Origin of the sequence: Serratia sp. P2ACOL2 (assembly GCF_003691565.1) — a bacterium.
GTDB classification, from domain to species: domain Bacteria; phylum Pseudomonadota; class Gammaproteobacteria; order Enterobacterales; family Enterobacteriaceae; genus Serratia; species Serratia liquefaciens.
Map to the genome: position 1 here is coordinate 509,953 of NZ_CP033162.1, position 11,533 is coordinate 521,485.

General features: G+C 58.1%; 9 protein-coding genes. 2 read left to right on the forward strand and 7 right to left on the reverse strand.

The genetic code is table 11. The features are described from left to right. Positions 1-82 precede the first annotated feature (82 nt). Complete coding sequence (gene djlA, locus EBA31_RS02460; RefSeq protein WP_020825180.1) at positions 83-904, forward strand: co-chaperone DjlA; 822 nt, start codon at positions 83-85, stop codon at positions 902-904. 45 nt (positions 905-949) lie between these two features. Here the strand turns inward: djlA and rluA are convergent, their stop codons facing one another. The 3 genes from rluA to EBA31_RS02475 all read right to left on the reverse strand — a co-directional run bounded on the left by rluA (position 950) and on the right by EBA31_RS02475 (position 7,195). Continuing rightward, positions 950-1,600 (reverse strand): bifunctional tRNA pseudouridine(32) synthase/23S rRNA pseudouridine(746) synthase RluA, encoded by a 651-nt coding sequence (rluA, locus tag EBA31_RS02465; RefSeq protein WP_046374535.1) that lies wholly within the window; start codon positions 1,598-1,600, stop codon positions 950-952. Positions 1,601-1,656: 56 nt separating this feature from the next. After that, positions 1,657-4,563, reverse strand: a complete 2,907-nt coding sequence (rapA, locus tag EBA31_RS02470; protein WP_122077140.1) for an RNA polymerase-associated protein RapA — start codon at positions 4,561-4,563, stop codon at positions 1,657-1,659. 268 nt (positions 4,564-4,831) lie between these two features. Further along, the gene (locus EBA31_RS02475) at positions 4,832-7,195 is read right to left on the reverse strand and encodes a DNA polymerase II (RefSeq protein ID WP_162302928.1); all 2,364 of its coding nucleotides are present in this window, start codon (positions 7,193-7,195) and stop codon (positions 4,832-4,834) included. A gap of 332 nt (positions 7,196-7,527) precedes the next feature. On the opposite strand from EBA31_RS02475, the gene EBA31_RS02480 reads away from it, so the two are divergent. After that, the gene (locus tag EBA31_RS02480; protein ID WP_122077144.1) at positions 7,528-8,295 is read left to right on the forward strand and encodes a DedA family protein; all 768 of its coding nucleotides are present in this window, start codon (positions 7,528-7,530) and stop codon (positions 8,293-8,295) included. A 147-nt stretch (positions 8,296-8,442) separates the two neighbouring features. Here the strand turns inward: EBA31_RS02480 and ilvN are convergent, their stop codons facing one another. The 4 genes from ilvN to thiQ form a co-directional block, all read right to left on the reverse strand. Continuing rightward, complete coding sequence (gene ilvN, locus EBA31_RS02485; RefSeq protein WP_116691300.1) at positions 8,443-8,736, reverse strand: acetolactate synthase small subunit; 294 nt, start codon at positions 8,734-8,736, stop codon at positions 8,443-8,445. Positions 8,737-8,739: 3 nt separating this feature from the next. Continuing rightward, the gene (gene ilvB, locus EBA31_RS02490) at positions 8,740-10,434 is read right to left on the reverse strand and encodes an acetolactate synthase large subunit (protein WP_122077147.1); all 1,695 of its coding nucleotides are present in this window, start codon (positions 10,432-10,434) and stop codon (positions 8,740-8,742) included. A gap of 111 nt (positions 10,435-10,545) precedes the next feature. Then, positions 10,546-10,644, reverse strand: a complete 99-nt coding sequence (gene ivbL, locus EBA31_RS02495; RefSeq protein WP_122077151.1) for an ilvB operon leader peptide IvbL — start codon at positions 10,642-10,644, stop codon at positions 10,546-10,548. A gap of 103 nt (positions 10,645-10,747) precedes the next feature. Further along, positions 10,748-11,452, reverse strand: a complete 705-nt coding sequence (gene thiQ, locus EBA31_RS02500; RefSeq protein WP_041415214.1) for a thiamine ABC transporter ATP-binding protein ThiQ — start codon at positions 11,450-11,452, stop codon at positions 10,748-10,750. Between the last annotated feature and the right edge of the window lie 81 nt (positions 11,453-11,533).

Consider the following 11,533-nt stretch of genomic DNA (forward strand, 5'->3'; position numbering starts at 1 on the left):
CCAAATCCTGAGAAAAATCGCCTTAACCCTTACCTAAGACGGAAGGGAGCAGTCGGCTTTCGGCATGATAATTGAGGAGTATATGCAGTATTGGGGAAAACTGCTCGGGGTCATCGTGGCCATTTGGGCTGGCGCGGGATTCTGGGGTGTAGTTTTGGGGCTGATTGTCGGTCATATGATCGACTCTGCGCGTAGCAATAAGCGCAGCCGGGGCTTTTTTACCGACCAGCAAACGCGGCAAACGCTGTTTTTCCGCACCACTTTTCAGGTGATGGGTCACCTGACCAAATCAAAAGGGCGCGTTACCGAGGCGGATATTCAGATCGCCAGCCTGTTTATGGATCGTCTGCAACTGCACGGGGAAGCCCGTACCGCGGCGCAGCAGGCGTTTCGTGAAGGCAAACAGAGCCAGTTCCCGCTGAGAGAAACGCTGCAGCAGTTCCGCAGCATCTGCTTTGGCCGTTTTGACCTGATTAGGATGTTTCTGGAAATTCAGATCCAGGCGGCGTTTGCCGACGGGTCACTGCATCCTAACGAACGGCAGGTACTGTATGTGATCGCCGAAGAGCTGGGCATTTCACGTGCGCAGTTCGACCAGTTCCTCAGCATGATGGAGGGCGGACGCCAGTTTGGCGGCGGTCAGCAGGGCGGTTATTCGCAAGGCGGTTACCAGCAGGCGCAACGCGGTCCAACGCTGGAGGATGCCTGCAAGGTATTGGGTGTCAGCAGCAGCGACGACGCGACCACCATCAAGCGCGCCTACCGCAAGCTGATGAGCGAGCACCATCCGGATAAGCTGGTAGCGAAAGGTTTGCCGCCGCAAATGATGGAAATGGCCAAGCAGAAAGCGCAGGAAATTCAGGCGGCCTACGACCTGATCAAACGCGAGAAAGGCTTTAAGTAAAAAGAGGTGAGGGCTCGGTATTCTCTGAGCCCCTCTTTATATCGGTCAGAAGTCGGGTTCGACGCGAAAGTGCATCGGCGTCTGGAAAGCCGGATGGGTAATGCGCAGCTCTTGTGCATGCAGCTGTAAACGCGGCGCCATGGCTTTGGCTTCTGGCGTGGCATAGAAACCGTCGCCGAGGATAGGATGCCCCAGCGCCAGCATATGCACGCGCAGCTGGTGCGAGCGGCCAGTGATCGGCATGAGTTTGACCCGCGTGCTGCCGTCGGCGTCGCGTGACAACACCAGATATTCGGTTTGCGCCGCTTTGCCGGTCTCGAAACACACTTTCTGCAGCGGCCGATTCGGCCAGTCGCAAATCAGCGGTAAATCCACCAGACCTTCATCCTGCGCCAGATGCCCCCACACGCGGGCGATGTATGACTTTTTCGGCTCGCGCTCGCGGAACTGGCGCTTGAGTTCACGCTCGGCCGCCTTGTTCAGCGCCACCACAATCACCCCGCTGGTGGCCATATCCAGACGATGCACCGATTCGGCAGCCGGAAAATCCGCCTGAATGCGCGTCATCAGGCTGTCTTTATTTTCCGGCGCGCGGCCCGGGACCGACAGCAGGCCACTTGGCTTGTTGACCACGATAATGTGCTCATCCTGATACAGGATATGCATCGGGCCCTGCGGGGGATTGTAGGGTTCCATTTTGTTGGCTCCGCTGAGAGTAACGGCCAGGGGAACTGCAGTTCCCCTGGCGCGGGTTACTGGTGAGTGACGACCACCAGACGGATTGCATCCAGACGCCATCCCGCCTCATTCAGGTTGAGCAGCACCTGCTTGCGGTTGAACTCCAGCGTTTCTACCTCGTCATCACGAATGTTCGGGTTGACCGCCTTCAGGGCTTCCAGACGAGCCAGCTCGGTGCTCAGCTTGTCATCCGCTTCCTGTTTGGCCTGCTCGATCAGGGCGCGAGCCTGTTCTTCAACCAGGCTTTCCGCCTGTTGCAACATGGCATGCACATCCTGTTGCACCGCATTGACCAGCTTGCTGGAGGTATGGCGGTTGACCGCGTTCAACTGGCGGTTGAAACTTTCGAATTCAACCTGCGCTGCCAGATTGGTGCCTTTGCGATCCATCAACATGCGGATAGGCGTTGGCGGCAGGAAGCGAGTCAGCTGCAGATGTTTCGGCGCCTGCGCTTCGACCACATACACCAGCTCGACCAGCAGGGTACCGACCGGCAGTGCCTTGTTTTTCAACAGAGAAACTGCACAGCTGCCGGTATCGCCGGACAGGATCAAGTCCAGGCCGTTGCGGATAATCGGGTGTTCCCAACTGACGAACTGGGCATCCTCACGCGACAGGGCCTGTTCACGATCGAAGGTGACGGTACAGCCGTCCTGCGGCAGCCCCGGGAAGTCGGGCACCAGCATGTGGTCGGACGGCGTCAGAACAATCAGGTTGTCGCTGCGATCGTCCTGGTTGATGCCGACGATATCGAACAGGTTCAGCGCGAAGCCCACCAGATTGACGTCGTTGTCCTGATTGGCAATGGCTTCCGCCAGCGCCTGCGCTTTCTCGCCGCCGTTGGAGTGCATTTCCAGCAGGCGGTCACGGCCCTGCTCCAGTTGCATTTTCAGGTGGTCGTGCTGCTGGCGGCAGGCGTGAATGAACTCGTCCAGCCCTTCCTGCTCGGTCGGCGAAGCCAGGAAAGCGATCAGCTGCTCGTAGCCGCTGTCGTAAATGGTACGGCCGGTCGGGCAGGTATGCTCGAAGGCATCGAGCCCTTCGTGGAACCAGCGGCCCAGAACTGCCTGAGCGGTGTTCTCCAGGTACGGCACCATGATTTGAATGTCATGCATCTGGCCGATACGGTCCAGACGGCCAATACGCTGTTCCAGCAGGTCCGGGTTGAACGGCAGGTCGAACATCACCAGATGGCTGGCGAACTGGAAGTTACGGCCTTCGGAGCCGATCTCGGAACACAACAGCACCTGGGCACCGTCTTCTTCGGAGGCGAAGTAAGCGGCGGCGCGGTCGCGTTCGATAATCGACAGGCCTTCGTGGAACACTGCGGCACGGATAGCTTCACGTTCCCGTAGCACTTGCTCCAATTGCAGCGCGGTGGCGGCCTTGGCGCAGATCACCAGCACTTTTTCGTGGCGATTGGCCACCAGATAGTTCAGTAGCCATTCAACGCGAGGATCGAAGTTCCACCAGGTGGCGTTCTCGCCTTCGAATTCCTGATAGATTTGCTCTGGATAGAGCATGTCGCGTGCGCGCGCCTCAACGGTTTTCTTCGCGCCCATGATGCCGGACACTTTAATGGCGGTCTGGTACTGGGTCGGCAACGGCAGTTTGATCTGGTGCAGGTTGCGGTGTGGGAAGCCTTTGACGCCGTTGCGCGTGTTACGGAACAGCACGCGGCTGGTGCCGTGGCGGTCCATCAGCATGGTGACCAGTTCCTGGCGCGCCTGCTCGCTGTTTTCACCGTCGCTGTTGGCGGCTTTCAGCAGCGGTTCAATGTCTTGTTCGTCGATCAGCTCGCCGAGCAGGTTCAGCTTGTCGTCGGCCAGGCGCTCACCGCTGAGCAGCAAGGTAACGGCATCGGCCACCGGGCGATATTTTTGCTGTTCGGCAACAAAATCGTGGTAGTCGTGGAAACGGTTCGGATCCAGCAGGCGCAGACGGGCGAAGTGGCTTTGTTGGCCAAGTTGCTCTGGCGTTGCGGTCAGCAGCAGCACGCCGGGAATGTGTTCTGCCAGTTGTTCGATCACCTGGTATTCACGGCTCGGCGCATCTTCGCTCCAGGCCAGATGGTGCGCTTCATCCACCACCAACAGATCCCACTGGGCATCGGCCAGTTCTTCCAGGCGCTGCTTGTTGCGGCGTACGAAGTCCAGCGAGCAGATCACCAGCTGTTCGGTTTCAAACGGGTTGCTGCTGTCGAGTTTGGCCTCTGAGTAACGGCTGTCGTCAAACAGAGAGAAATACAGGTTGAAGCGGCGCATCATTTCGACCAGCCACTGGTGCTGCAGGGTTTCCGGCACCACGATCAATACGCGCTCGGCGCGGCCTGCCAGCAACTGCTGGTGGATAATCATCCCGGCTTCGATGGTTTTACCCAATCCAACTTCGTCCGCCAACAAAACGCGCGGCGCATGACGCTGGCCGACTTCATAGGCGATATGCAACTGGTGCGGGATCAGGCTGGCACGCATGCCACGCAGGCCGGCGAACGGCAGGCGATACTGCTCGCTCTGGTATTTACGCGCGCGGAAACGCAGGGCGAAACGGTCCATACGGTCGATCTGGCCGGCAAACAGGCGGTCCTGCGGTTTGCTGAAGGTCAATTTGCTGTCCAGCAGCACTTCGCGCATCGCCACACCGCTCTCCTGGGTATCCAGGCGGGTGCCGATATAGGTCAGCAGACCGTTATCCTCTTTGACCTCTTCGACCTGCAGTTCCCACCCTTCGTGGTTGCTGATGGTGTCGCCCGGGTTGAACATCACGCGGGTGATTGGCGAGTCATTTCTGGCGTAGAGGCGGTTTTCACCGGTTGCGGGGAAAAGCAGGGTAATCATGCGCGCATCCAGCGCCACGACGGTTCCCAGTCCTAATTCGCTTTCCGTATCGCTGATCCAGCGTTGACCAAGTGTAAAAGGCATATATTGTCGGCTCGATTCTTTTAAGTAAGTCTTGTTACCGGGCGGAAAGGGCCGCGGCACCCGTATCAAACGTCTGCTAATCCCGATTTATTTTAATATGGCGGGCAATAGCTATTCATCCCATGCATACATCGTCAGACGACATGGGGGGTGTGTGGGTCCAGAATTTGGGAAGGGCGCTATGGTAATGGAAGGCGGCGCGTTCGTCACCTGCAAAACCCGATGATTTTTCTTAACCCTTCACCAAACCCTGCTGGCGGGCGGAATGTTAAAACAGTCCCATCTGCCCGGTCACCAGCGTGGTAAAATCGTCATGTAAAAATGGCAGTATAGCGTCTGCTACCGGCTGCAGCTGGCGCTCCAGATAATGGGGATAATCAATCGCCGACTGCTGGGTCTCCAGCGGCTCCGGCCCGGCCACGGTCATGACATAGCTGATCCAGCCGCCGTTTTGGTATTGCAACGGTCGTCCCTGCTGACGATTATAGTCGTCGGCGATACGTGCTGCGCGCACATGCGGTGGAACGTTGCGCTGATAGTCGTCCAGCTTTCTGCGTAGACGCTTGCGGTAGACCAGCCGATCGTCGAAATCACCGTTAAGCGTTTGACTAACGTATTCACGCACAAAATCCTGGTAGGGCTGGCGTTTAAAAATGCGTTGATACAGCAGGCGCTGAAACTGCTGTGCCAGCGGTGTCCAGTCGGTGCGCACCGTTTCCAATCCCTTGTAGACCATCTCTTCGCTGCCGTCCGGCTGGGTGATCAGCCCCGCGTAACGTTTTTTGCTGCCCTGCTCGGCGCCGCGAATGGTAGGCATCAGGAAGCGTGAGTAATGGGTTTCAAACTCCAGTTCCAGCGCATTTTCCAGCCCGTACTCTTGCTGCAAATGCTGTTGCCACCATTGGTTCACCTGTTGCACCAGCTTTTGGCCTATTTGCGCCGCTTGCTGCTCGTCATGCGGTTGTTTGAGCCAAACGAAGGTCGAGTCGGTATCGCCGTAGATCACCTGATACCCCTGCGCCTCGATCAGCTCGCGCGTTTGCCGCATGATTTCATGGCCGCGCAGGGTGATCGACGAGGCTAATCGGGGATCGAAAAAACGACAGCCGCTCGATCCTAATACGCCATACAGCGCGTTCATGATGATCTTTAAGGCCTGCGACAAGGCTTTGTTCTGCTGACGTTTCGCCGCTTCACGGCCTTGCCAGATCTGCTCGACGATCGCCGGCAAACAGTGCTTGCTGCGTGAAAAACGCGCGTGGCGAAAACCTGGCACCGAGTCCGCATCGCCTGGGTTTCGCATGCCTTCGACCAAGCCAACCGGATCGATCAGGAAGGTGCGGATGATTGAGGGATACAGGCTCTTGTAATCCAGCACCAGCACCGAGTCATACAGGCCGGGTTGCGAATCCATCACAAAACCGCCGGGGCTGTGTTCCTCGGGCTGTTCACCCAGGTTGGGGGCCACAAAGCCCAGCCGGTGCATGCGCGGCATATACAGATTGCTGAAGGCGGCCACAGAACCGCCGCTGCGGTCGGCTGCCAGCCCGGTAACCGTGGCGCGTTCCAGCAGGAAGGTCAGCAACTCGGTTTTGGCAAAAATTCGCGTAACCAGTTCGCAGTCTTTCAGGTTGTAACGCGCCAGCGCGGGCTTGTCTTCGGCAAAGCGCCGGTCGATTTCTGCCATGCGCTGGTAAGGGTTATCGATAGACTTGCCTTCTCCCAGCAGCGTTTGCGACACGTGTTCCAGGCTGAACGACGGAAAGTTCCAGGTGGCGGATTTCAGCGCTTCAATGCCGTCGATAATCAGGCGACCGGCAGCGGAAGCGAAAAAGTGATTCTGTTTGAAACCGTGTTCGCGCCACTCCAGCAGGTTGCCGCCACGGCCCAGTCGCAGCGGGATCTGATAGCGTTCGGCGTGTTTTTGCAGCACGCGCAAATCGAACTGCACCAGGTTCCAGCCAATAATGGCGTCGGGATCGTGCCGCTCAAGCCATTGGTTCAGCCGTTCCAGCATTTGCGGACGGCTGACGCAGTACTCCAACTCAAAATCCAGTGGTTCATTGCCGCCGTTGGCGGGCCCAAGCATGTAAACCTGGCGCTGGCCGCAGCCTTCCAGGGCAATCGAGTACAGCTCGCCGTGCGCGGTGGTTTCAATGTCCAGGGAGACCAGCTTCAAGGTTGGGCGGTATTCCGGCGCCGGTTTCATTTGGCCGCCCTGCAGCGGGCCGTTGCCGTTGGCCTGGCCGCTGAACCACACCGGTGCGGTGATGAAACGCTCCATCAGGTAGCGTTCCGGTGGACGGATATCGGCCTCGTAGACATTGACGCCGCCGTCTTTCAGCAACTTTTCCAGCTTGATCAATTGGCGATGCTGCCGGCAGTAAAGCCCCACCACCGGGCGATGGTGAAAGTCAGTCAACGGCAGGGGTTTCAGCTCCAGTTGCCGCTCCTCACGCAGCAGCAGTTCAGCGCGCTGGCGCTGTTCGGCCGGGATAAAGGCTACGGAGGTCTGCGGCGCCAGACGAAGTTGCTGCGGCCCATTGTCGGTCGCCAGCCAAAACTCCACCTCGGTGCCGGCAGGCGTATCACGCCAGTGGCGGGTGAGCAGAAAGCCCTGTTGGAGTGACATCATATACCCTTCGTATTTCAAGCTGCGGCGTTGTTGGCTGCGTGCGTTCACCCCAGTCACTTACTTGAGTAAGCTCCTGGGGACTCTCGCTCTTGCCGGCTAGCCGCAACTTGAAATCCATTGGGTATTCCCCTGATGCTCAAGGCGTGGTGTCGTTGGCTGTTTGCGAAAGCTTTGGTTCTGGTAGATAAATTATAGTATGGGTTTTTATACAGTAATTGTCCATGGCCGCACAGTTCTGCCAAAAAAGCATACAATTCACAGGTTGACTCGCTCCCGGCCGCACCGGACAATCCCACGCCCACGCGCTTTGGATAACGAACAGAGGTTTAATGGAAGCCTATTTACAGCACTTGATCACCCAATCATTGGCTTTCACTCTGATGGTGGTCATGTTTGTCGCGTTTCTGGAATCGCTGGCGCTGGTGGGGCTGTTGCTGCCCGGCACGGTCATGATGGCCAGTATCGGTGCGTTGATCGGCAGCGGTCAGGTAGATTTCTATTATGCCTGGGCTGCGGGCATCGTGGGTTGCCTGTTGGGTGACTGGATTTCTTACTTTATCGGCCGCGCCTTCAAGGGGCCGCTGCACCGCTGGTCATTCTTGAAGAAGAACAAAGCGATGCTGGACAAGACCGAGCACGCGTTGCACCAACACAGTATGGCGACCATCCTGATTGGGCGCTTTGTTGGCCCAACGCGCCCGCTGGTGCCGATGGTGGCCGGCATGCTCGATTTGCCGCCGTATAAATTCGCGTTGCCTAACATCATCGGCTGTATTGCCTGGCCACCAGTCTATTTCTTCCCCGGTATTTTGGCCGGCGTAGCCATCGATATCCCTGCCAGCACCAACAGTGCGTTATTTAAGTGGTTGCTGTTTGCGGTAGTGGTATTGATTTGGTTGGCCGCCTGGCTGAGCTGGCGATGGTGGCGCGAAGGCAAACGCAGCGCCGACCGGCTTGGCAAGTGGCTGTCACCGGTACGTCTGCGGATAGCCTGCGTCCTGAGCTGGGGATTGGCGATCGGCACCTTTTATTATCTGCACCAGCAACCGCTGATGCCGGTTTATCGTCACCTGCTGTGGAAGGTGTTGGCTGGCTGATATCCCCGTTGTCTTTCAAGCGGCAGCGTTGTTGGCTGCGTCCCTAAACCCCAGTTACTTACCTAAGTAAGCGCCTGGGGATTCAGGCTCTTGCCGCCTAGCTGTCACGTGAAATCCATAGTGGATAGGGTTTGGTGTTCTGCCACCTTACTGGAAGAAGGCTTCCAGCTGTTCAAACACCCGCACGTCTTCGCTGTGGCGTTTTACCTGCAGCACATCTTCGAGTTTTTCTACCTGGCTGATCATCTGCATCAGCCGTTGATCGTCCGCCACCAATAGCCAGATGCGGCTTTGTTTACCGTCTTTCAGCGGCAGGCAAAGAATGCCCTCCACGTTGAAGGCGCGGCGGGCAAACAGGCCGCAGACGTGCGACATCACGCCAGGGTGGTTACGTACCGCCAGTTCCAGGATCACCTGTGGGTTATTGCGTTGTTCTGACATGGCTTATTCTCCAATCATGTCGATGTTGGCAGCGCCCGGCGGCACCATCGGGAAAACTTTTTCATTAATATCAATCAGCGCATGGATCAGGCAAGGCCCTGGACGTTGGATCGCTTCGGCCAGTGCCGCCTGCGGATCTTCTGCGGCATTCAAATCGCAGGTGTCCATCCCGAAACCGGCGGCAATCTTGATAAAGTCGGTGCGCTTGGGATAGGCGGCGGCGAAAATGCGCTGCTGGTAGAACAGCGTTTGCTGCTGGTGCACCAGCCCCAACGCCTGGTTGTTCATCAGGATAATTTTCACGTCCAGGTCATGTTCGACGGCGGTCGCCATTTCCTGAATGTTCATCATCAGGCTGCCGTCACCGGAGAAACACAGCACCTTGCGCTGCGGTTCGGCCAGGGCAGCGCCGATCGCCGCCGGCAGGCCGAAGCCCATGGTGCCCAGCCCGCCGGAGGTCAGCCACTGGCGCGGTCGGCTCAGCGGATAGGCTTGTGCTACCCACATCTGATGCTGGCCCACGTCGGTGGTAATGATGGCGTTTTCGTCCACGCAGCGCGCGGCAGCCAGCACCAGCCCGTAGTGGCTCAGCGGATCTTCGGCGTTAGGCATGCTAAACGGGAACTCGCGCTTGAGATCATTGACGGTACTCAGCCATTCGCTGCGTGGCTGTACTTCAATTTGAGGCAGCAGTTGTTGCAATACCTGGCCTACGTCGGCGTGAATGGCAATATTGGCCTGCTTTACCTTGCCCAGTTCGGCGCGATCGATGTCCACGTGAATGATGCTGGCGTTTGGACAGAATTGCTCGGTTTTGCCAATCGCCCGATCGTCAAAGCGCGCGCCCAGCACGATCAGTAAATCAGCCTCTTGCAGAATAAAGTTGGTACTGCGCGCCGCATGCATACCCAGCATGCCCAGCGACAACGGATGCTGCACCGGCATGGCGCCCAATGCCATCAGCGTCATGGTGGTGGGCAGGTTGGCGCGTTCAGCGAGCTCAATCGCCTGCTGATAGGCGTTGGCGCAGATGATGCCGCCGCCCAGATACAACACCGGGCGTTTGGCCTGATTGATCATCGCGGCGGCCTGCGCCACGGCGGTAGCTTCAAAGGTTGGCGCCGCATCGGGAACGGCGATCGGCGGCAGTTCGTCCAGGCTGATAACCGCCGTTTGAACATCTTTCGGTACGTCGATCCACACCGGGCCAGGGCGGCCGGATTCAGCGATGCGGAATGCGTCACAGATCACCTGCGGCAGTTCGCGGATATCGCGGACTAAATGGTTGTGCTTGGTGATTGGAATCGAGATGCCATAGGTGTCCACTTCCTGGAAGGCGTCGGTGCCAATCATCGAAGAGGGCACCTGGCCGGTGATGCACACCAGCGGGATAGAATCGAGTTTGGCGTCGGCGATGGCGGTGACCAGATTGGTCGCGCCCGGGCCGCTCGAGGCGATACAAACCGCCGCCTTGCCGTTAGCGCGTGCCATACCCTGCGCCATAAAACCCGCCCCCTGTTCGTGGCGAGCCAGTACGTGATGAATACGGGTGCTTTGGCTCAGCGCGTCATACAGCGGCAGTGCCGCGCCGCCGGGAATGCCGGCGACGGTGGTGATGCCCTGACGCTCCAGCAGATGAACGATCAACTCTGCGCCGGTGAAGCGGTTACCTTGATTTGGCGTGCCCGAAATTGCCATGTTCCTATCCTTTCTCAAGGCCGGTTTGCTTTTCTGGGCAGGGGGCTAAAACTAAAAACCCCGCCCGGTTTGCGCCGGCGGGGTTTGGGAATCGATGCGTTGATTCGGACCCTACGGCGCATTGCCGACGACCACCACCACACGCACGACGACCACCGCGGCTGGTAGCGCGGTAATTAGTAGGGTCGAAGTCAGCGAGGATGTGATCACAGGGAACCTTATCATCAGTAAAAAAAGTCAGGTTTTTATAAAACCACAGGCGAAAAATTCGCACAACTGGTTTATTTGCACAGCATAAAAAACGGGCGGAAGATCACGGTTTGTGTGAAATGCCCAGCACCTTGGCTTCCGGCGCGCTACCGTCCAGCAGTGCCTGCGTCGGGCCGTCGTAAAAAATACGGCCGTCCACCACCAGCAGGGTCCGTGGCGCGATGCGCGCGGCGTCATCCAGGTTGTGCGATACCATCAATAGCGTCAGGTTTCGCTGGTCGCAAACTTCCTGCAGCAGTTGCAGCATCTCGTTGCGTAAAGCCGGATCGAGCGCTGAAAAAGGTTCGTCGAGCAACAGGATGGGCCGCTGGCGGATCAGGCAACGCGCCAGGGCGGCACGCTGGCGTTGGCCACCGGAAAGTTGCGACGGCAGGCGGGGCAGATGTTCTTCCAGCCCTACTTGCCGGGCAATTTGCGCCAACTGCCGCTTCTGCTCCTCATTCAGCCGCAGGCCGGGATCCAGGCCTAAACCGATGTTCTGCGCCACCGTCAGGTGGGCGAACAGGTTATTTTCCTGAAACAGCATCGAGACCGGGCGCTTGGCTGGCGGCGTGCCGGTGTGGTCGCTACCGTTGAGCAGCAACCTGCCGCTGGCGGACGGCAGAAAACCGGCGATCAGGCTGAGCAGAGTGCTCTTCCCCGCCCCGCTGGGGCCCAGCACCGCGACGCGTTCGCCCGGTTGAATACGCAGGTCGAAGCGCATTGGCAGGTGTTCATACAGGTAGGTCAGTTTTTCAAGCTTTAGCATATGTCCTTCATCTTTCACGTTGCCGCTGTGTTGGCTTTCTTCACTTATCCCAGTCACTTAGGGAACTAAGCTCCTGGGAAT